At 28.1% G+C, this 21,883-nt stretch carries 19 protein-coding genes and 1 other RNA gene; 5 read left to right on the forward strand and 15 right to left on the reverse strand.

Annotation, left to right across the window (positions count from 1 at the left end; genetic code table 11):
* Positions 1 to 328: 328 nt before the first annotated feature.
* From BS62_RS04780 to BS62_RS04790, 3 genes are all read right to left on the reverse strand, one after another.
* On the reverse strand, positions 329 to 1,078 hold the full coding sequence (locus BS62_RS04780) for a hypothetical protein (RefSeq protein WP_496490112.1): 750 nt from the start codon (positions 1,076 to 1,078) through the stop codon (positions 329 to 331).
* Between the two features lie 186 nt (positions 1,079 to 1,264).
* Positions 1,265 to 1,614, reverse strand: a transfer-messenger RNA (tmRNA) gene (gene ssrA / locus BS62_RS04785).
* A 171-nt stretch (positions 1,615 to 1,785) separates the two neighbouring features.
* Complete coding sequence (locus tag BS62_RS04790; protein ID WP_496490113.1) at positions 1,786 to 2,145, reverse strand: GIY-YIG nuclease family protein; 360 nt, start codon at positions 2,143 to 2,145, stop codon at positions 1,786 to 1,788.
* A 281-nt stretch (positions 2,146 to 2,426) separates the two neighbouring features.
* Between BS62_RS04790 and BS62_RS04795 the strand changes: the two genes are divergently transcribed.
* Positions 2,427 to 3,689, forward strand: a complete 1,263-nt coding sequence (locus BS62_RS04795) for a PAS domain-containing protein (RefSeq protein WP_496490114.1) — start codon at positions 2,427 to 2,429, stop codon at positions 3,687 to 3,689.
* Between the two features lie 45 nt (positions 3,690 to 3,734).
* On the opposite strand, the gene BS62_RS04800 is transcribed toward BS62_RS04795, so the two are convergent.
* Complete coding sequence (locus tag BS62_RS04800) at positions 3,735 to 3,956, reverse strand: hypothetical protein (protein WP_496490115.1); 222 nt, start codon at positions 3,954 to 3,956, stop codon at positions 3,735 to 3,737.
* Positions 3,957 to 4,039: 83 nt separating this feature from the next.
* Positions 4,040 to 5,230, reverse strand: coding sequence for an ATP-dependent DNA helicase (locus BS62_RS04805; RefSeq protein ID WP_496490116.1), 1,191 nt, complete (start codon positions 5,228 to 5,230; stop codon positions 4,040 to 4,042).
* Between the two features lie 247 nt (positions 5,231 to 5,477).
* Between BS62_RS04805 and BS62_RS04810 the strand changes: the two genes are divergently transcribed.
* From BS62_RS04810 to BS62_RS04825, 4 genes are read left to right on the forward strand one after another with little or no spacing between them, the layout of a single operon-like run.
* Positions 5,478 to 6,905: a tyrosine-type recombinase/integrase gene (locus BS62_RS04810; RefSeq protein WP_496490117.1), complete on the forward strand. Its 1,428-nt coding sequence runs from the start codon at positions 5,478 to 5,480 to the stop codon at positions 6,903 to 6,905.
* A complete protein-coding gene (locus tag BS62_RS04815) occupies positions 6,898 to 9,612 on the forward strand; it encodes a tyrosine-type recombinase/integrase (RefSeq protein WP_496490118.1) in 2,715 nt (904 codons plus the stop codon). The genes BS62_RS04810 and BS62_RS04815 overlap by 8 nt, the downstream gene beginning before the upstream one ends.
* The gene (locus BS62_RS04820) at positions 9,605 to 11,524 is read left to right on the forward strand and encodes a site-specific integrase (protein ID WP_496490119.1); all 1,920 of its coding nucleotides are present in this window, start codon (positions 9,605 to 9,607) and stop codon (positions 11,522 to 11,524) included. Before BS62_RS04815 ends, BS62_RS04820 begins: the two co-directional genes overlap by 8 nt.
* Entirely contained in the window at positions 11,512 to 12,075 is a 564-nt protein-coding gene (locus BS62_RS04825) for a hypothetical protein (RefSeq protein WP_496490120.1), read from the forward strand. The genes BS62_RS04820 and BS62_RS04825 overlap by 13 nt, the downstream gene beginning before the upstream one ends.
* 224 nt (positions 12,076 to 12,299) lie before the next feature.
* On the opposite strand, the gene BS62_RS04830 is transcribed toward BS62_RS04825, so the two are convergent.
* The 10 genes from BS62_RS04830 to BS62_RS04875 all read right to left on the reverse strand — a co-directional run bounded on the left by BS62_RS04830 (position 12,300) and on the right by BS62_RS04875 (position 21,499).
* Positions 12,300 to 13,430 carry an SAVED domain-containing protein gene (locus BS62_RS04830; RefSeq protein ID WP_496490121.1) on the reverse strand — a complete coding sequence of 377 codons (1,131 nt, stop codon included), beginning with the start codon at positions 13,428 to 13,430 and terminating at the stop codon, positions 12,300 to 12,302.
* The gene (locus BS62_RS04835) at positions 13,402 to 13,896 is read right to left on the reverse strand and encodes a Mov34/MPN/PAD-1 family protein (protein WP_496490122.1); all 495 of its coding nucleotides are present in this window, start codon (positions 13,894 to 13,896) and stop codon (positions 13,402 to 13,404) included. The genes BS62_RS04830 and BS62_RS04835 overlap by 29 nt, the downstream gene beginning before the upstream one ends.
* A gap of 2 nt (positions 13,897 to 13,898) precedes the next feature.
* On the reverse strand, positions 13,899 to 15,608 hold the full coding sequence (locus tag BS62_RS04840) for a ThiF family adenylyltransferase (RefSeq protein WP_496490123.1): 1,710 nt from the start codon (positions 15,606 to 15,608) through the stop codon (positions 13,899 to 13,901).
* Positions 15,609 to 15,615: 7 nt separating this feature from the next.
* Positions 15,616 to 16,659 carry a nucleotidyltransferase domain-containing protein gene (locus BS62_RS04845; RefSeq protein ID WP_496490124.1) on the reverse strand — a complete coding sequence of 348 codons (1,044 nt, stop codon included), beginning with the start codon at positions 16,657 to 16,659 and terminating at the stop codon, positions 15,616 to 15,618.
* A 14-nt stretch (positions 16,660 to 16,673) separates the two neighbouring features.
* The gene (locus BS62_RS04850) at positions 16,674 to 16,916 is read right to left on the reverse strand and encodes a hypothetical protein (protein ID WP_496490125.1); all 243 of its coding nucleotides are present in this window, start codon (positions 16,914 to 16,916) and stop codon (positions 16,674 to 16,676) included.
* Between the two features lie 394 nt (positions 16,917 to 17,310).
* Positions 17,311 to 17,757 carry a hypothetical protein gene (locus tag BS62_RS04855; RefSeq protein ID WP_496490126.1) on the reverse strand — a complete coding sequence of 149 codons (447 nt, stop codon included), beginning with the start codon at positions 17,755 to 17,757 and terminating at the stop codon, positions 17,311 to 17,313.
* A 237-nt stretch (positions 17,758 to 17,994) separates the two neighbouring features.
* Complete coding sequence (locus BS62_RS04860) at positions 17,995 to 18,225, reverse strand: hypothetical protein (RefSeq protein ID WP_496490127.1); 231 nt, start codon at positions 18,223 to 18,225, stop codon at positions 17,995 to 17,997.
* Positions 18,226 to 18,296: 71 nt separating this feature from the next.
* Positions 18,297 to 20,243, reverse strand: coding sequence for a DUF6449 domain-containing protein (locus BS62_RS04865; RefSeq protein WP_496490128.1), 1,947 nt, complete (start codon positions 20,241 to 20,243; stop codon positions 18,297 to 18,299).
* Complete coding sequence (locus BS62_RS04870) at positions 20,218 to 21,117, reverse strand: ABC transporter ATP-binding protein (protein ID WP_496490129.1); 900 nt, start codon at positions 21,115 to 21,117, stop codon at positions 20,218 to 20,220. Before BS62_RS04870 ends, BS62_RS04865 begins: the two co-directional genes overlap by 26 nt.
* Complete coding sequence (locus BS62_RS04875) at positions 21,092 to 21,499, reverse strand: GntR family transcriptional regulator (protein WP_496490130.1); 408 nt, start codon at positions 21,497 to 21,499, stop codon at positions 21,092 to 21,094. Before BS62_RS04875 ends, BS62_RS04870 begins: the two co-directional genes overlap by 26 nt.
* Positions 21,500 to 21,883: the final 384 nt, after the last annotated feature.

Raw genomic sequence — 21,883 nt, forward strand, 5'->3', positions numbered from 1 at the left:
ACAATATTATTACTGTTATCTTACTTACTAATCTTTTCATATATATATATTTTTTTCTTTTTTAACAAACTATATTCTTGAACTATTATTCTTCCTCTCTCTTAAATTACTATCGCCAATTTAGAATATATCTTAATAATATAAATAAAAATTCGCTACGCTCATGTCTTAAGCGGCATTGAAAAACAGGTCTATTGCTCAAGTCTAGCAGTTGAAAATTGTACTTTCTTAGTAATTAAAAAAGGTTGTATCCTTTTGGATACAACCCCCTTGGTATTAGTGGAAACGAATTGCAAGAACCATACCCAAGATTTAATAAAGAGTTATACTATTCAAAGTAAGCACATGGACCTAAAGAACATTTTCCACATGCATCACAAGTTCCTAAATCAGTATAAAGACTATCGGTATGCAAACATTTTTGATAACAAACCGACCTATTTAGCTTATCAATTGATAAAGCATTTGTAGGACAATTACCTACACACTCTAGACAAGAGCCATTTAGATAATATAAACAACGTGATTTATCCAAAGCCAACTTATTACTTGGTTCTATATCTATATCTAAAAATACAGTCCCAGTTCTTCCTGCACACCCTTTATCTGTAATTAATAAAGAGCTAACTCCAAACTCCCCAAGACCAGCTATATACGCTGCTGATTTATGAGACCATGGAGCTTTCAGTAATTTTTTATCGAAACCTTGAGTAGCTTGTATTGTAGCTCCTTTAACATTAAACTCCTTTAAATATTCAATTAACTCTCTAGTTAAATTATCTATCAATTTATTACATTCATAATAGGTTTTTGCCCATATGTAAGAAACTTCTTTGTTATCTTTTAAAATATTACTTTCTACTACCTTCTTTGTAAAAGGGATAAAAAAAGCAACTACTGTTTTGCAAGAAGGTAATACCTCAATTGGATATAAGTGATGAGGGCCAATAATTTCTTTAATATTTTCATATCTTTCATCTTTTGCACTGCTAAAGCCTATCAAAGGTTCTCTAAAAAAATCATCTTTATTATGGTCTAATACATAATTAATAATAAACTCTTCAATTTTTTCTTTCAAGTTATTTCCCCCCTAGTTAATAAGCAAGCTATTAATATACTTTTAAACCTTTTACATTAATCTATTCTATAATTTATATGTTAAACTTATTATATCATATCCATGTATTTCCTATATAAAAGGGGATCTTTTTTCTCTATATAAATAAAAAAAGTTGTATCCGTTTGGATACAACCTTTTTGGTATTGGTGGAAACGAGGGGAGTCGAACCCCTGTCCGAAAAGCTTTCCCAAATAACATCTACGAGTGTATCTACTAATTTGAATTTCACATAATATAACGCCTAGTAGCAAGCTTTATATTATGCTAGCCTTAATTATTCTATCTTTGAGTCAAGGCATCCTCAAGATAGTTTCCCGTTTAGTCGACGCCCTATTCTATCCCACGGGCTGGATAGGTAGAACGAGCAGCATTATTAGGCTGCTATTGCTAAATTATCGTTTGCGTTTGTTTTTGTTCCCCAGTTTTTACGTGACCCAGAGTAACACGACTCGCAGCTATAAGGTACAACTCCCCGTCGAAACCTTTACGCTCCCATATTATAATTAAGTTTTTAATGTGCATCGTCTATACTGTATATATTACAGTATTTCAGAATGATTATCAACTGAAAACAACTTACTATTTTGTATATTTATGGCAATTAGAACTATAAAATAATATTTTTCTTCTTAAATATATCTTATAGTTCTATTTGTTTTTTCATACTAATCCTTTGGAATCTTATTGTAACCCCTATCTCCATATGGCTGTAATTTCTCTAACCATGGTTTTTCCATTTTTTTAAGTTCCCATTTCATATCAGTAACTTCATCTGTTTCCTTTTCTTCTAAGATCTCGTAGGTAAAGGAATCAGGTCCAAACTCTTTCCAATCCTTTTGTAGTTGTAAATTTGCAAATCTACCCATTTCTAGCTGCCCTTTTATTGTAAACCATCTATTTTTAAGATTTGAAAATGCAGCTATATAAATTTTACCATTTGCATTGTTTTTTATCTGGATTACACCCATATATGTTTTTATCTGCTTAAATTGCTCTAGTAACTCCTTACGTCTTTGTTTATCCATTATATTCCCTCCTTCTGAGATATAATCAAATTTTATGAACTAATTTCTTTTTTAACAATTTAGTAATTTACTAATTTAGTAAATTTATTATAATATATCTTTTATTTGTTGTCAATTATCATATCCATTACTGTCCTCATTTTGTATAATGAAATATTGTTTACTGAAAACACATTGCTATACCGAATATTTATGGTATTTGATTAATATACTATAATATTAGGTATACATTAATGTCATAAGATTATATATAATATTTTTTAAGAGGAGACATTATCATTATGTGGAAAGATTTCATTTACGGAAATAACTGTAATAACTACCTAGAGTCTTTCTTTAATTCAATATGTGAAGGGGTTGCCTTTAATGAATTAATCTACGATAAAGATGGTAATATTATTGATTATAAATTTTTAGAAATTAACAATACGTTCATAGATATGGCAGAATTTAATAGAGAAGATATTATAGGAAAAACAGTTTCAGATTTTAATCCTAAATCACACAAGTTTTGGATTGATATTTATAAAATCATTTCAGAATTAGGAATACCTTGTGAATTTAAGCTTTATAATGAGCTTTCAGATAAGTACTTTAGTATTTGTGTTTCTAGTCTAGTAAAGGATAAGGCAATTGTTTTCTTTACAGATATTACCGATTTAAGAAAAGCAAATGAAATAACAAAGAAACATCAACTTTTATTTGATAATGCACAAGATGTTATTTTTTATGCAGATGTTGATGGCAATATAATGGAAGCAAATATGAGTGCTGTATTAAAATATGAGTATTGTTTAAGTGAACTAACTAAATTAAATATACAAGATTTAATGCATCCTTCAACTAGCGACTTGTTTGAGGGTCAAATGAATAAGGCTGATAAAAATGGAATTACATTTGAATGCATTCATGTAAAAAAAGATGGAACTAGTTTTCCAGTTGAAATCAGTGTAAAAAGTGTATTAATAGATGAAAACATATTAAGAATTCATATTGTCAGAGATATATCTGAAAGAAAAATAGAAGAAGAAAAAATAATATACCTTGCAAACTACGATTCACTTACCGATATACCAAATAGAAATCATCTTATGAATCATCTTAATTTGACGTTAAAACATGCAGATAGAAGAAATTTCAAGTTTGCAGTAATGCTATTTGATATAGATAACTTTAAGAAAATTAATGATACATATGGGCATAGTGTTGGAGACTTCGCTCTTAAACAAACCGCTCATATCATTGAAAACACTATTAGGCAGGCAGATTTCATTGCAAGGCTTGGTGGTGATGAATTTGTAATTGTTCAACCTTATATAAATAGCCCCGAAAATTGCACAGTCCTTATAAAAAGAATTATGGAAAATCTTAAATCACCATTAAAATTAGGTGATATAGAAATAAATATAAATTTAAGTATAGGAGTATCTATTTATCCAGATGATTCAACTGATATACAAACCCTTCTGCATTTTGCCGATAAAGCTATGTATGCTTCAAAACAAGTTCCTGGAGGTTCATTTGAGTTTTATACAAATATTTAAAAAAGAACTAGAGAAATCTCTAGTTCTTTTTATATTACTTAATTTTTATAAAAAACCTCTACCTTCGTGTGTATCATGATCAAATAAAGGTATAAATCCAAATTCTCTTAATAAAGCTTCTTCTGTTATAAGCCAAGTATCACCAAACTTCTTTACATCTATGTTATTAGTAAATTTATTTCCTAAACCTTCCCTTAAAACATCTAAATCTATATCGTACATACTCGATACATTACATAAACTATATAATCCTTTAAAAGAACTCATATTTTCACCCCTTTGTTTTCAATTTTTATTAATTTTCTCTATTATTTGTCTATATATTTATTTTATGCGCTTATACTTTACTTTTATCTATTCCAGAATTTGTCGCATTCTTCTTTAATATCTTCACTTTTTCTCACTCTAATATTTGGAAACCATTCATAAGGGAATAAGCTTTGATATCTTCTTTGAGAATATCTACTATCCAACAATAATATTATTCCTTTGTCTTCTTCACTTCTTATACATCGTCCTGCTGCTTGAAGTACTTTTATCATTCCGGGATAAACATAAGCATAATCAAATCCTTTATTTTCTTTATCTAAATAATCTTTTATTATATCCCTATCTATACCTATTTGTGGCATACCTACCCCGACAATGATAACCCCTATAAGCTTATCATTTGTCAAATCTATTCCTTCTGAAAAATGCCCTCCAAGTACACAAAATCCTACATGAGTTTCTTTGTTTTCTTCATCAAACATTGATAAAAACTCTTCCTTAGCTTCTTCACTCATATTACTTTCCTGTATTACGGAATTTATATGTGGATAGTTTTCTCTCATTTTTTCAAATACAAGTTCCATGTACTTATATGATGGGAAGAAAACCATGTAATTTCCTTTTTTAGATTTTATGCAATTTGCTATATACTCTACTATTTCATCACTAGTTTCATTTCTCTTTGAATAAGTTGTAGCTATATTATCTCCTATCATTAGTAATCTATTTTTATTATCAAAAGGACTTCTTAAATTAATAATATAATCGGTATCCTCCGAGCCATACATATCCTTGAAATAATCCATTGGAATAAGAGTTGCTGAAAATATTATAGTAGATTTTGCTTTTTTCATTTTATCTATTATTACCTTAGATGGATTTACACAATATAGCTTTATGCTCAATGTACCAAAGTTATCTTGATAAACAGTTGCGTAATTTTCATCGTAAAGTTCTGATATTGATAAAAATCCATGAATATCAAAATATAAATCCATTAATTCCTCATTATCATCATTACTATCACTTAAATATTCATCTGCAGTTTTTATAAAGGCACTTAAGGAATTATATAAATCATTTGGGGGTTCCTCTTCTATTAAATGACTTTCACCTAATGTATTTAGTGTTTTTAATTTTTCTTTGAAATATGAATTAACTTCATTAATAGCTCTAGTAAACCTTTTGTCTTTTTTGCCTATTAACTTTTTTACTTTAATTAACTTTTCTTGAATTATAGTAGAAGAATACATTTCCCTTGCTCTATCCACTAGGTTATGAGCTTCATCTACCATTATGATTAATATAGTAATTGTCTAAAATCATCTTGACCTATTGATATATCAACGTTCGCCTACCTTTTTACATCTTAATCCAATTTAGACAATATTATACATCCTAAATTTTGTTCTATTATTAAATTTTCTCAATATAAACCATTATGATTACTTTAGAACTTGTCTAAATTCAAACAATATGATAAGCTTATATAAGCTTATTTTATTTAGGAGGGACAATGTGTTACTAATAAAAGAATCTACGAAAAATTCTTCGGCAAACAATGCTTATTCAGTTTTTTTAGTTAACAACGAAACTGGTGAAAGTTCTTTGCTTAAAGAGATTTGTATAACATCTATTAGCAAAAAGATTAGGAATAGAGATTATTATCTTTTATATGATAGTGAATTACAACCTATCTCACCTGCTTTTGGCTTTATAAATGAAGAGTTGCTCACAAAGTCAGTAAACACTATAATTCAAACCTTATCGGCTTTAAAACTCTTATATAGTTATCTAGAAATGTTTGATTTGCAAATAGATAGTTTAACTAAATTTGATATAAGACGTTTTAAAGAATTTCTTAAAGGTATTTCTCCTAAAGGTGCTATGATTTCTTTTGAGTTATCTACTAATAGAACAGCAGAAACTATTAATCTATATCTTAGTATATATAGAAAATATATGCAATATCTTAACATAGATGATTCGCCCCTATTCAATGTATCACCGGTAAATGTTTCAGAGATAACCATAGCACAAAGTGGAGCTACCGTAACTCATAAATCTTATGAGGAGAATGAACCAACACGTAAAAAGGCTAAAGTGCCAGTTTATATTTCCGTGAGAGATTTTAATAAGATTATGGACGTTGTTCGTAGGGACTATGGCATTAGAGAAGAATGTATAGTTAGATTGATGTTTGAGGGTGGTTTAAGAATTGGAGAGGTTTTAGGATTAACCGCTGAGGATGTTAAGAATGAGCACCTCATTAATGAACGAACCGGTGCAGAGTTTGATAGTGGTGTCATTTACATTAGAAACAGATTTACTGATAAAAAGTATCAACATGCTAAAAGGCGTATTAAAGTAACCAATAGACGAACCTATCAAACAAGTGCATATAAAACAGATGTACAAAAAGCTTTCGTAAGTACTAATCTCATTGATTTAATCGATGAGTATATCAACGATAGTCATGATAGCTATTACAAAGTAGCTGATAAATCAAAAAGTTTATTTGAAAAAAATTATGAAAAATATACTATTACCGATATTGTCGATCCTGAAAAATTCATTGATAATAATGGTGAACCTTTTAAAGAAAATTACTATATTTTCATCAACAGTTTAGGAAAGCCTTTAAATATATCTACTTGGAATAAAATTATCAGGGATATATTTGAAAAAGCTGGTATAGTTGTAGATACCTATATTAAAAAGAACAATTTAAATCATAGATTTAGACATGGATTTGCAATGTATTTGGTTCAATATCACAACATACAGCCATTACAATTGGAGAAAGCATTAAGACACGCATCACTTGCTTCTGCAATGATATATTATAATCCTACTGATGAAGATATTGCTGAAATCCACAACAAATTCTCTGAAACTTTAGTTGATTTGTTGCCAAGATTAATAGAAGGGAGAATGTATGAGTAACTTAACAACTGATTCTTTATGCAATACCTATTTAAATTCAATAGAAGACCCAATAATGCAAGAAATATCAAAAGAGTTTTTGGTATATCTTGATAGTGAAAAGACCTTAGCATGTGGAAAATCCAGTGCAAGGAAATTTTTAGTTCACGTAAGGTATGTTAAATTTAATGAACTTAACTTAACTAAGTTTCATGAATTCTGTTTAGCAGAAATCAATTCTTCGCCTAGCCGTTCTTATGCTAGAGCCCTAAGATTATTTTTTTGTTACTTAGTTAAATTTAATAAATATCCTATCGAATATTCAGAAGATATAAAAAAAGTATTTTCACGTAAAGAATATGAGGAATTTCTTGATGTTCTTCTATTTCAAAAGTTTATACCTTATAAGCAAGTGGCTGATTTTTTCGATGCTGTTAATAATTCCAAACCATTTACCCAAGAAGTTGACCCTATATTAAATTCACTCAATAAATTTAAAGACTTAGAATTACAAATGGTAGTTAGAGATTTTTTAGAGTATGCTGAGCAAAACAATTTGTCGATTAACTCCACTTCTTTACCTAAATTTTTAATAGTTTTAAGGAATTTATCTATGTTGGAGCTAACTCCACAAAAATTCTTAGAGCTATGTAGAATTGAGTTAAAATCTCGCAAGGACTACTGTTGTATTAAGGCTCTAAGAATGTTCTTTGCTTATTTAGTTAAGTTTAAAAGATATTCTACTAGCAATAAAACTAGCTATGAAAATATAGAAGTACGTAATAAATTAAGTAAGATGTATTTTAAATTTATAGATGCTTTATTGAATAAGCAATCTATAAAGCAAGAAAAAGTAATTGATTTCCTTACATTTATTACGGAATCCCAACTCTTCTTAATACATAGCTATGACCAAGGACCTTCAACAGTTTGGCAACTTATAGCTTTAAATACTTCTAATAAACTTATTATCAAACTATTAAGTGAGTTTTGCGAAAATAATAGTTTTAATGAGTCTTACGACGAAAGATTTTTCACACATTTCATTGATAGCTGTAAAGAAATTGAAGGTTTTACTTCAATAACAGATTTTAATTACTCTATTTTTAAAAAGCAATTTGAATTTTTTTCCCCTATTAGTAAATATTGTAGAAGGTATGTAAGTACATTTTATTTACATCTACTTACCTATCCAGATGGCGAAAATATTTTCAAAATAGGTGATCCTATTGATAAAAATATGTTACAAAGAACAGATTTTGCAGAGCTTTATTCTAGTGGACACACATTAGTTTTATACAACAAAATGGAGGCTAGTCCCACTATCGATAAATGGGTTATTTGCCCTAACGGTCATGAATATAAATCCACGCGTATGAGACCAAACAAATATTTTGCTATAGATTTTAGTAGAATTGAAAATGCATTTTATCGCCAAATAGCTAAGGAATATCTTTGGGTACATGACTCTAATTTAGCAACAGCCGTTTCTCAAGTTTCTTCACATTTGACAAGAACATTAAACTTTATAAGTAATTTTAAAAAAATATATATAAAAAATCCTCAAGATGAAGTTATGTATAATCAAATTGTCGCAGCAGATGTCTATACATGGAGAAGTAATTTGCTTTTGAATTGTAAATCCCCAAAAACACTTTCTGAACACTATTCTGTTTTGAAGGGTTTTCTAACCTTAGGCAAAGATAAATCTTATTTATCAGTTCAAAATCTTTGCTTTGAATATTTGAAAACAAAAAACCCAAGAAGATATGATGGTGGAGAAAGCATTCCAGATAAAGCCTTGTTCTCACTACAATCTAAGATGTTAGATATAGTAGATGAATCATTCGAAAATTTCCTTTATTTTGTGTTGCTTCATTTATTGGTTGAAACTAATATTAGAGTTAGCCAACTACTAAACTTAAAAATATCAGAGATAGAAGAAGGAATGAAGGAAGGGCAATTTATGATTTGTACTAACACTAAACTTAGTAATGGAGAAATAGAACAAGACCATATAAGTCCTTATGCTAAAAGACTTTTAGATAAGGCCATATCACATACAGAAAATTTAAGAACGGAATGCACCGACCCACTGTTAAAAGATTGTATCTTTCTAACTCAATCTAGAAGAAAATATAAAAATCAAATTCATATAATAACCATAAACGCTTTTAATAGGTTTCTTAAAAGGCAGTGTGCTGAACTTGGATTTCAAAATTTTTCGTCAGGAAATTTAAGAGATACTCATATGACAAAAGCTAGAGAATTTGTTAAGAAAAATAATCTAAGTCGTGTTCAAGAGTCTATTCTAACAGGTCACGCTAATATAGATACTACCAATAAACACTATATTGACAAAGATATTAGAACTTTTATTGAAGCAACTCATGGTGTTATAATCGGAGATGTTGACATTAAAGGGAATATCCTAAATCAAATTAATACAACCTTCGATCAGAGTTCTGAAGTTGAAGACAGATGTGGTTTTTGTAAAGAAGATACGTGTATAGCCCTACATCCATTGTTAAATTGCCTCTTATGTGATGGGATTGTTGTAACTTTAGATAGAATACCTTTTTTTGAGAGTAAAATTGAGGAATTAGATGGCAAAATTTCTAAAGAAAGTATACAGCATGAAAAAGAGCACCTTTACACATTAAAAAGATTATTTAGTGCGTATCTTGCAAGATTATATACATTAAAGGAGAATTTTAAAAATGATTAATAATCTTTTAGCTACTGAGGCGGTGTTGTTAAATAGTCAAGAATACAATACACATATTTATAACCCTTCAAATACCCTTAGTGATATATTTAATAAAATTAAAGAAATGGACAGATTGCCTTTCACTGATTTAGAAATATATTTTTCATCAGATACGTGGGATTTTTCCCCCCTTATCGACTCTAATGTAAATGCATCAAATAGAGGAGAATATATTTTAAATTTCACTGAAATACCAGATGATTTTAAAGATGTCATAAAGTTTTTTATGTATGATATAGCTACAAGTGGTTATAAAAGTATTAAAACCTGTAATGGTAATCTAGCGCACTTGCGTCAGTTCTGTTCTTTCTTGTATGGCAACTTAATTATTTCATTTTCTACACTGTCAACTGAAATAATTGACGATTATGTATCAGCTTTAGAATCTGGTGAGTTTTCGAAGAAAGGAACTTTAAAGAAAAATACTGTAGAAGCGAAAAAAGACGTGATATTCGAATTTCTCTCTTTTTATTCCAGAAAAATAGAAGAATTAGATTATTCTTCTATACTAAAAAAACTTACCCGTACCAAGGTAGATAATGAGCTTATGATAATTGAAAAAGAAGGCTCAAAAACGCCAGATATTCCTAAAATACTTTTTAATCAAATTTTGTCAACAGCAATTAGAGTTATGAATAACAATCAGGTAAATGCTGACGATAAAGCTATTGCTTGCATGATAGTACTACTTTCCCAAACAGGGTTAAGATCCTCTGAAATAGTGTTATTAAAGACTAGCTTTCTGCAAGAAATCAAGATATTGGATGGATCTAAAACTTGTTATTTTATGACCTATATTTCTCCTAAATCTGGCCAAAGAGGAGAAAATAACTCCTACTCAGAGGGAAAAACCTATGTTAATGACTTAACTCATAATGCCTTTATTACATTAGCAAATTTATATTCTGAAAAGAGACAGAAATTGGGTATTGATTGGCTAATTTGTCCTGATTTAGTTAATAAATTTCCTCTGTCTACTAGACAAGTAGAAAAAAGACTTAAATATTTTCTATTAGAATATAGGAATGAAATTAATTGTATTAACAAAAAAAATGACTATCCAGAACTTAAAAGCGTTAATATTGGTGTATATAAAAAGAATAACATACCTAAAAAATCTAAATTGAGTAAATTAAAAGATAGTGACTATTTTTCCTACATCACTCCTCATCAATTTAGGGTGCATGTATGCACCGAATTATATTATAAAAACGTACCTATAGATGTAATACAATACTATATGTGTCACTTAACAGAAGATGTGACGGATTACTACATTAGGAGACCAGAACGTACTGAAGAAGAAGATAAACTCTCTACTGCACTCTTAACAGATATTATAAAAGATGGAGTAAAACCATTAGGCGATGGAACAAATCAGCTTATGAGTAAAATAGAAGAGTTTATTGAAAAGAATAACTATAACGTAGATAAAGATGTTGCTTCGATAGTTTCCTCTTTAAAAAGAAGGATACCAATAAAGCTAAAGGCTAGTGGTCTTTGTATAAAATCTGGACCTAAACGCCCTTGTAGTAAAGACAGCAATACAGATGAATTTTATTGTGCGTCCGGCATTTGTCCTAATCATTTTCATTTATACTGGATGATTGATATAACATATAAAGAATTTCAGAACTTGTTAATAACAATGAAACATAATGAAACTAATGGCTTTAAAAGACAGGCTGAACACGAAAAAAGAAAATTGTCCTTTATTGTTAAAGATAGACTCCTTCCAGAACTTAAACAATTGAAAGAACAATTAGAGACTAAAGGTTTAGAAGCAATTAGAAACGAACACCCAAACATAATATCTGTTATAGACAATTATGATTCGATTTATAAGGAGGCTAATTTATGGGCAAATTAGATGAAAAAATAAAATATAGATTATATAAGATTAATGTAAACTATGACGAATTAAAACCTACAATAAAAAAGTATCTAGATAAAATTGAATTTTTTATTACAGATATAGAAATTAGGAAGAATAATCTTGAAACCGAACTTAGAGATTTAACAAAAAATAAGCCTAATCTTTTATCTGTGTCAAATGGTGCTAAGATTTCAAGGCAAACACTCTACAATAATGAAATCTTAAAGAATTATATCGAAACAGCTTCTGATGATATCTTTGTTGCTAACCCAAACGAAAAGATTATAGAGGACTTGCAGAAAAAAGTAGCTAGTTTAAACACAATAATAGAAAAATTACAAATTAGGGATTTTGAATCTCAGATATTAATCCAAGAAAATCAAAAACTAAGAGAATTATTATCTAACTCACAAACTAATACGGAATTATTGAGAAGTCAAAAAGAGGAGGCTCAAAAAAGATTGAGAGAACTTGAAAAAACCTCCTCTTCTTTCAACAAAAACAAAACAAACAGTGAAGTAATAAATATTGCTTTCAAAGATTAGCATACATACACTTATTTTATGATTAAAAGCCTGTCAAAATCATTTTAATACACTATTTAAATAAGTTCTTCTCCTTTTACTATACAATTAAATTCAATACTATGCTAAAACACAGCCAAAAACTTATATTTATTAATTAAGTAGCCTCTGCAAACTAAAACTATAATCAAAAAAAGATATAGGAAAATAGGTTAATTAAACTATTATTCTTATATCTTTTTATATTAATCATTAACTTGAGATAAATTATTAGTTACAACTAAACAGTCATCGCAACCTTTAGATAAATCTATTCCCCAAGTATATTTTCTTGGATTGTTTATATCATAATGATAAATAGTAACATTAGGGTCATTATTTAAGCTTATAGCTTGACCTAAAGCAAATGTCATTACAGATGATGTTGATAAGATCATATGAATCTTAGTAATGTTTTTATCTTTTACAGCTCTTCTTACATTATCCATTATATATTTAACATAATGTTTTACTTGTACTATACTTTCAATCACATCATAACCTAGTTCTTCACTGCTAAATATAAGTATATTTTTATCATCTGGCTCAAATACATTGAGTTCATCATATTTGATAGTGAATGTTGTTGATAGCCCAACTATTAATTCATCGCTATTTTTATCCAAAACTTCAGTTGAAATTGTTAAGTCCTTGAAATTGTCATTTTTATTTAATTCTTCAAATACACCAATACCTTCTGTTCTACTTTTATGAAATAAATTCATTGCAACTTCATCACCTATCTGGTTTCCCATCCTAAGTATCAGTGGAGTATGAGCTATACCCATATACCCATATTCATGTTTATCATCTATATTACGTTTAAATGCGTCCACAAATTTATCTTGCTTATTTACTGCATATTTTATTTTATCATAGCCACTTGTTGTATCTTTCATATCATCAATTAAATCTATGTACTCAACTTTATATTCACCATCAGTTTCTACACTAAATTGTGATTGTGACATGCTGGAATGACCAATTATTAATTTATCAACTAGTTCTTTGTTAGCATATATACATTTTATTATAATTATTATTATACACAGTATAAATATCGATAACATTAAATAAAAAATTAGATTTTCAATGATTTTTATATGTACTTTAGCCTCATTAGTTAAAGTATTAATATCTATAAAAAAAGTAATTATTCCCCTTATATAATCATTTTCTAATTTATTTGAAGTATCTTTTAGGTGTCCTGCAATTTGTGGAATATAACACATTAAAGCGCTTACTCCACTTAGTGTCATTGCTATAATTATAGATTTAATAGGTATACTAACAATTATTTTAGCTATTTTATTCCAAGTCCTTTGAATTTTTTGCATATTTTACTTCTCCTATTGCTATTGTTTTTTTATTATAGGGATTATATTCCCATATGCCAATAGATTTATTCCCTACAATTAAATGAATAAACTTTTCTTTATTCATTTTTTCTCCAATTTTAACCCAGTTTTCCTTATCCTTGAAAGAATAATTAGGGTAATTTTCTGGGTGAGTATGCCATTCACCCATATATACATGTATGTTCCCTTGAGTTTCCCAAATTGACTTTAGTATTTTATTATGTTTTTTATCTACTCTGTCAAATGAAAATCTTTTTCTCCTATCTCTTTTAAAGGGTTTAGTGGCATATTCAATGATAATATCCCCATTTAAGACTTCATATCCTATAAGCATACCGCCTGATTCACAATCATCTATATTAAGTTGCCTATAGGATTTCAATATTTCAATAACCTCATCTTTAATTTTAATTTTATATCCCACATTTGATATCATTACACTCATAATTATTCCTCTTTACAGCAGCTACTACATTCTCTATTTTCAAATGCTGTTCCACTTAACTTCCAAGTATCTTTTTCTTGATACTTATACCTATCTGAAGTTAATAGTCCTTCCTTTTTCATGTAAGTATCATCTCCTTTTTGAGATATTAGATAATTTTCTTTTATTTCTTCATTAAAATACTTTAAAGCTAGTTCTACACCCATACCTACAGTCTTTAGCGAATGTATAGACCCAAATGGTAGAAATGTTGAATGGCATCCATTATATTTTTTAGTGAAAATCTGCCCTCTCTTGCAATAAGATGTTTTATCATAAAGCCCATACTCATCTTGTCCTATTAGACATTCAAAGCACCCTTTATTTTTAAGGTCTATGTATAAAGCATGATTTCCTATTCCCAATACTTCATTCCATAAATATATTACAGGAGCGCTTACATTATTAGAAATAACATAATTATTAACCCATCTATTTACATTATGATTTCCTGTAGCTGATATTATTAAGTCAAATTCCTCAAAATCTAATTTATAATCTTCAATTAAATTTTCTATATTTTCCTCAAAACTTTTCATTTTTATATGAGGTATATTATTTTCCAAGTATTTTATAATAGCTTTTGTTTTATATTGACCTACAAATTCTAAACCTAATAAATGTCTATAAATATTGTCTGCTGATAGAATATCTCTATCTACTAAGCATAGATTTGTGACCCCTGCTTTAACTAATTCGCTAACTAAATATCCTCCAATAGAACCACAACCTACTACTAACACCTTCTTATCTTTTATATCTGTAAATATCCCTCCTCGCCTTACAAGATACTCGGAATCATTCCTACAAACCCCAAGTGGTGTACATTTACATCCTATATTTAATTGAAAGTATTTGTTATGTTTAATTAAATTTTCATTATAATCTTTTACAAGTATAGCTATTGGTGTACTAAATCCATTCGGTTGATTTATATTAATAAATAATAGCAGCTCATTACTAATGTTTCTAATTACAGATCTAACCTTTTGATATTCTATTTGACCTATATTCAATAATTGATTAATATATGTTATATCTAATTTTTTTCTCCAGTCTGGAGGATATATAAAATCATTAGCGTTTATATTTACATAGACAGCATTCTTTATTGTGCTATATTTACCTAACTTTTCTAATTCTTCTTCTTTATCTGCTATTGATAGGCTAAACGTTTTATCACTTAATTTATGTTTGTAAATATATTTTATTTTTTTTATTTTATCTTCCAATAATACAGAAGAATTAATTATCCCTATGTTAGATTGTTGGTTCCAATAAGCATCAAACTCTGTAATAAATTCAAATTTATTAGTTCCTTTAATACCTTCAAGCAATATTTTTTCTAACCTATTTACACTTTCTATTATAAGTCCATCATAGTTAGCATTAATTAGTATACCTTCTAAATCAAATAAACAAATCTGACCTTCTTTATACATATGGGGTATAAACTCAAAGTTTATATAATTTTCTATAAATATATCAACTAAACTTCTTTCCCAATCAGAAGGTATAGCCATAACTATACCTACCTTTTGTTTTTCTATTTGTATGATGAATTTAATTATGCCTTCGTATAACCTGTTCCTAAATTCACTTACCCCACTAGTTTCTTCTATATCAGTAACTGAACTTATTGTCCTTAATACTTCTACCGCTCTTTCAACCATAATAAAACTACCTTCCTCCTGAGGAACTGTTAGGGGCAAACATATATGCTTGTTTTTTAGCAGTAGCTTTTTTTTCTGGAACTTCAAAGTCATCTCCAAATATAACCTTTAACTTTTCACATTGATCCACAACTTCAGCCTCATTTTTTACTTCCTCTAAATTGCTTAATAATTCTTCAATTTTATCTTTAAAGTCTGTCATTTGTATATCAGTCATCTTAAAGAATACATCTGTTTCTGGTGTTACTGGTAAATTCAATTTAATCCTATATAATAACCTTCCATTTTCATATGTTTTATATGAAAACATTCCCTTAATCCCTTTAACTAATGAAATTAAAGCTTCTAAATCATTATAAGTTCTTGATAAGGTAACAAAGTCTGTTTCATACTTAGACTCAAACTTCTTATAAGCCAATAAGGTTATACCAATTCCCGGGGGTTCACTATTACCATTAGAATTAAACTCAATATTTTTCCATCTTTTAAGATATCTAATAATTCTTCTATACTGAGCTCTTTCATCTTCGTTGTCAATCTTACCAATAATTTCATCTTTCAATCCCATTGGGTCTGCTTCTTCCCATTTCTTATTTTCTGTCCTTGAACCACTCTTACCTCTCGCAAGATATATTTGGCTATTAGTATCATTCTTGTCTTCATAAGAATATATTACTAAATCTACATGATAACCAGCATCTCCGTTCTTCTTATACGTTACTGTAACACAAGGTTGTTTAATTTCTGCTCCATAGTCAGTATGGTCTTTAAGAATTTCATGAACCTTTTCCTTTAGTTCTAATGGTTTATAGTCACCTTTATTTACATTAAATCTTAATCCAACATCTATGTCATAATCTTTATTATCTAAAGGCTCTACACCTGTATACATTGCATAACTACCTTGATTAATTACCGTAAAACTTGGTAAATTCTCATCTTCCCTTAATTTATTAACTAATATATCCCTTTTTGAAGCTAATTCACTATTTTCATCATAGTCCATTTTAATATTTTTATTAAATTTTTCAAATTGTTGTTGTAAAGTCATTCATTGTCCCCCTGTTATCTTTTCTTATTTGATTGTGATAAAACACTTCCAGCTAATGCTTTTGTATCTGCATTATATTTGTTACTTTGCAATACTTTTGATGCTACTGTTTCCATTTCTTTACTTGTTTGTTTCTTGGTGCTGCTTTGAGATAGCGCTGAACCAGCAAGTTTCTTTTGAATTGCTGATGATTGGTTACTTGTTAACACCTTTGATGCTTTTGTTGAAATACTATTTCCAGTTTGTTTTCTATTCATAAATAATACCCCCTTTCTTAATTTCATTGTCAGCAGTCACTGTTTGAGAGTGCTAATAATTATTGATACTATTATTATAGTAGCATTATTTTTATAGTCAATAAATTTATTATATTTTGTCAAAATTTATTTTTTACAAGTCCTCAGACTAATTATTTTATAATTCATATCAAACAGTCCAAACCGTACATTTCATATTTAAATATAATAAAACACTATATATAGTTTTTTGTACAATACATTATACCATATATAGTGTTTGTAAAGAATTATATTATTGTAACTAATTTATAAAAATTACAGGAATGTATCATTACGCACATTATCAATATTATATCCATAAAACATCCCTCTTTTGAATATTTATATATAAATGTTTAATATATAGATATTCCTAAATCCTCTTAAAAACAATAGTTTTTTTATCTTGTAGTATATTGAATTTGGCTTCTTTTTTAGAAAACTTAACATATGTGCTTAAATCAACCTCGCCATAGTTTCTTGGAAGTTCTACAAATGCGACTAATTTATTTGATTCTATAAATCCAATCATAGTTATATCATCAAGGTGTTCAATGCGAAATCTACTATTTTTAGTAGTAATTCCATCTTCCTTTAATATACCTTTAGGACTTGAATATGATGTAAATATATACATAGTATTCCACTCGAAATTAGTAATTTGAGAAAAATCAATTTCATTTGACTTTTGTACTACCTCAACTATTGAATTTCTTAAAGAAACATCTTCTTTAAGCGTACTTGCCTTATTAAATCCCAATAATGCTATACTTCCTAATATTAATAATGCACAAACCACAATAATATAATTTTTCTTCATACAATACCCCTTTCACTCCTTAACACTCTGTGTTGTACAATTAGAATATTACTAAGTTTCTTATAGCCTTTAATAGTAAATTATAGTTTGATTATATACTAAATCTAATATTATGTATAACGCATTTAAATCTATTTATTTTAATACAATATGAATACTTAATATATTGTATATGTTTTCCCTTACACCTCTATTTCCATAAAAAGTAAGTGACCTCTAGTAGGCCACTTACTTATTCTATCTTATAAATCTATATATAAACGGTAATGTAATTCCTAAAGATGATATAACAAATAAAAAATCCACTATTTTATAACTTCTTTTTAAATTTCTTTTTAATATACCAGCTATACAAAATGCTATTCCTGAAACCCCTATAAGTATAAATGTTGATTTCCCTAGTATTACTGCAGAAATAGTGCATATAGCTAAAATAAAAATTAGTACATGATAAAAAATAACAACCAAAACTCACACCCCTTATAAAATCTATTAATATATTAATCTACTACCACCCCTATAGTAGAACCTTTTATATATTATTTATTAAAATAATGTTTAACGAAATCAGGTATATTGTTATTATCAAATGTAGCTGAAATACTGCCTCCATTATCTAAATAAAAACCTATAATATACTCAGTTTCTTCATCGATTCTTTGAGTATAGCTTTTTAAACAAGTGTCAATTTGACTCTTATCAGTTATTTTTAGACTATCACTACTCTTGTTTTCCTCTATACCATAAACATCTTCACTGCTTCTTTTTTCTACAATAACGTGGCTGATATCCTTTGGCATAACTTTTACATTTTCTATATATCCTTTTTTATCTAGCCAATTCTCAAACTTCTCATAGCTCCTATGCCATGAAAAATAAATTTCTTTTCCATTTGATAATAAAACACTAATATGAGCATCAGGCTCTTGATTATCTACCATTTGTTCATAGGTTGCATTATTTATGTCTGCCTTTAAGTTTTCAATAGCATCTTTTATTTCATCAGGATCAACTAAATTCATATTTTTAGATGGATCTACATTTGAATTGATTACAATCTTATCTATATCCTTGCCGTCTATTTCTAAAATTTCATAATTAATTTTTTTGTACTCTCTAGATTCATAAATAGGCTTAAGATAACTAAAATAGTTTTTATATGGAATTTCATAACTTCTAGCTACCCTTTTTCCACTTTTTAACTCATATACAAATGTCATGTACCTAACATCTCTTTTATTATCTATTTCATTGTTGCTTTTGTTTTTGTTTTTAATAATTTTATTGTGTAATACTTTTATATTTTCGATATTTTTTCTATCTGAGTAGAATTTTACTTTATTATTTTCATCATATTGATATCCATACTCGCTAAAATACACATTTTTTACATCATTAAGTGCTGGAACGTATTTTTCATATCCAATTATATCTATTTTAGAGCCGATCAACACTAAGATTATTACAAAAGAATATATAATATATCCTTTTATATCCTTAAAAACATATAAAGACTTTTTAATTATTATCTGTGAAACAAAATATCCTATTAACGAACCTATAAAATATCCAAACAATGCCCACTTTATACTATCTTGAGTTTGACCAAAATAAGCTCCACCCAATAGCATAGTACAAAATGTTATTCCATACTTAAACATAGGTTTTAGTGCTGGAAATGAAATGACATTAGAATAAACTTCTACTTTTCTAATTTTATATAAATACTTAGATAAAAAGTATAATACTATACATATTGATATATATATAAATCCTTCTGTAAATGTCATTGGATACTTTTGATGCCAAAGTGCAAATGACCTTATTATAGGGGATAGTAGTTCTGCCTTTGGTTGTAAATAATAATCTAAACTAAATCCATATAAAAACCATTGTATGTTGTAAACTAAAAGCGCAGTTAAGCCAAAAGGTAAAAATAAAATTATACAGGTTAATATTCCTTGTGCTATTGAAGTGCCTGTAATCATAGCTACAAAAACACTTACTAAAAAAACTGTGATATTAATAATACCTGCTATTAAAATCCATACTAGTACATCGTTTATAGTATAGTACTTATCTAAGTTCAAGCTTAAATTCAGTATTATGCTAATTATCCCATTAATAATTAAAGGAATTATTAAAAACATTATCCCTATAGCTATATAATTATCATAAATTTTTTCCCTTTTTATAGGAAGAGAATGAATTAAATCTCCCAACTTTTTACTATGAAGATATGTAAATAATGCTATAGCCATTAAAACTGGTACAGTTAATATTAACAATGCCTGTATTTCTGGATTGAAGCTAAAAATATTATTAATAGATCTATCAATATGCTTAAAATCCTTATCGTATCGCATTAAAATCTTCATAGGAACTGCTAAAAACAAAGCTATAAAGTATACTATTCCTATCCAAGAAAATCGCTTTATAGAGTTGATAAATATCCCTTTACTAAAAAATGATGTTTTTGGCTTCATATCCCACATCCCCCATTTCATATATAAATATTTCCTCTAAAGTCAAAGGCAATATATCTAAAACTAAAGGATTATATTGTTTAAAATGTTTTATTATCTCATCCTTATATCCCTTAACAACAAAAATTCTTACACTTGATCTTTCTTCTTTATAAACAATATTTAAATTATTATAAAACTCATCTGGTATATCTTCTTTAAATGCAACCTGTATTTTGTGAACATCAGATTTTAAATCATCTATATCTTTTTCAACTATAACATTACCTTTATGTAATATACCTATGTGATCACACATATCCTCGAGCTCTCTTAAGTTATGGGAAGATATTACTACAGTCATTTCTCTATCTGCTACATCTTGAATAACTAGATTTTTAACCTTTTGTCTCATAACTGGATCAAGTCCATCAAGAGGTTCATCCAAAACTAAAATCTCTGGCATTATAGATAAAGCTAGCCAAAATGCAACCTGTCTTTTCATCCCCTTAGATAAGCTCGATATTTTTTTATTAGTTCCAATTTTAAAAACATCTTTTAGCTTTTTATATCTTTCACTGCTAAAGCTTTCATAAACGTTCATATAAAACTTTGCCATATCATCTATTGTATATTGTGGAAAAAAATAAGGATTATCTGGAATAAATATAAGTTTTGACTTTATATCTACATTTTCAAACACAGGTTCACTCTCTACTAATGCACTTCCCCTATCTTGCTTATAAATACCACTCATAATTTTTAAAAGAGTAGTCTTCCCTGCTCCATTTGATCCTATAAGACCATAAATTGACCCTTTATCTATACTTAAATTAACATCATTTAAAGCATATACATTTTCATAAGCTTTACTTACATTCTTCATCAAAATCATGGATTTCCCCCCCTTTTACCATTTTGTCTACTTCGCAAACTATGTCTGCTATTTCTTCTTTTTTCATACCAAGATAAATTGCTTCTGATAGTATCTTTTTTAGTTCTTCTTTTAACTTATTTAACTTTTCTGAGTTAACATTTTGTATGGACCTATTCACAAAGTTTCCTTTTCCTTTTAATGAGTATATATATCCCTGTCTTTCTAGTTCTCTATAAGCCTTTTGAATAGTATTTGGGTTTATAGTTAACTCTTGCGCTAAGGTTCTAACTGATGGAAGTTGTTCGTCAGCTTTTAAAACTTCACTTATTATAAGTTCCTTAAACTTATCTACCAATTGCTCGTAAATAGGAAGCCTACTTCTTAAATCTAGTTCAAACATATTCACCCTCCTTTGTATTAACTGTATTATTATATATAGTACACCTAATACAGTTTTATTCTATCATTTTAGTTTTATATTGTAAACCTAAAATAGCAACATAATTATTAACAGTTTTACTTTTGGAGTGCGAATTGTAAAATAGCACTTAAAATCGCAATCGAAATCACAGGGTAAATAACACAAAGAGGGTGTGTTTTTATCAAAAACACACCCTCTTATTTAGATAAGTAAATTATAGTTTATTTAAAAGTTCATAAAGATTGTAACGTTAGTCGGGCGGAATAGTTTAGAACCATTCCCAACAATAACCTTCCATTAGACACATGGGTAAATGGTATGAGGCTAGGATTTTTATTGTCTACTTAAATTTACGACGAAGCT

The organism is Sporacetigenium mesophilum DSM 16796, from assembly GCF_059569055.1.

What these genes read in the sequence shown, in the direction of transcription:
- BS62_RS04855 (WP_496490126.1), bottom strand. Translation starts at nt 17,757, where the DNA reads ATGAAGAAAAATTATATTATTGTGGTTTGTGCATTATTAATATTAGGA.
- BS62_RS04850 (WP_496490125.1), bottom strand. Translation starts at nt 16,916, where the DNA reads ATGAATAGAAAACAAACTGGAAATAGTATTTCAACAAAAGCATCAAAG.
- BS62_RS04795 (WP_496490114.1), top strand. Translation starts at nt 2,427, where the DNA reads ATGTGGAAAGATTTCATTTACGGAAATAACTGTAATAACTACCTAGAG.
- BS62_RS04840 (WP_496490123.1), bottom strand. Translation starts at nt 15,608, where the DNA reads ATGGTTGAAAGAGCGGTAGAAGTATTAAGGACAATAAGTTCAGTTACT.
- BS62_RS04800 (WP_496490115.1), bottom strand. Translation starts at nt 3,956, where the DNA reads ATGAGTTCTTTTAAAGGATTATATAGTTTATGTAATGTATCGAGTATG.
- BS62_RS04830 (WP_496490121.1), bottom strand. Translation starts at nt 13,430, where the DNA reads ATGCAAAAAATTCAAAGGACTTGGAATAAAATAGCTAAAATAATTGTT.
- BS62_RS04870 (WP_496490129.1), bottom strand. Translation starts at nt 21,117, where the DNA reads ATGATTTTGATGAAGAATGTAAGTAAAGCTTATGAAAATGTATATGCT.
- BS62_RS04845 (WP_496490124.1), bottom strand. Translation starts at nt 16,659, where the DNA reads ATGACTTTACAACAACAATTTGAAAAATTTAATAAAAATATTAAAATG.
- BS62_RS04825 (WP_496490120.1), top strand. Translation starts at nt 11,512, where the DNA reads ATGGGCAAATTAGATGAAAAAATAAAATATAGATTATATAAGATTAAT.
- BS62_RS04820 (WP_496490119.1), top strand. Translation starts at nt 9,605, where the DNA reads ATGATTAATAATCTTTTAGCTACTGAGGCGGTGTTGTTAAATAGTCAA.
- BS62_RS04865 (WP_496490128.1), bottom strand. Translation starts at nt 20,243, where the DNA reads ATGAAGCCAAAAACATCATTTTTTAGTAAAGGGATATTTATCAACTCT.
- BS62_RS04875 (WP_496490130.1), bottom strand. Translation starts at nt 21,499, where the DNA reads ATGTTTGAACTAGATTTAAGAAGTAGGCTTCCTATTTACGAGCAATTG.
- BS62_RS04835 (WP_496490122.1), bottom strand. Translation starts at nt 13,896, where the DNA reads ATGAGTGTAATGATATCAAATGTGGGATATAAAATTAAAATTAAAGAT.
- BS62_RS04815 (WP_496490118.1), top strand. Translation starts at nt 6,898, where the DNA reads ATGAGTAACTTAACAACTGATTCTTTATGCAATACCTATTTAAATTCA.
- BS62_RS04790 (WP_496490113.1), bottom strand. Translation starts at nt 2,145, where the DNA reads ATGGATAAACAAAGACGTAAGGAGTTACTAGAGCAATTTAAGCAGATA.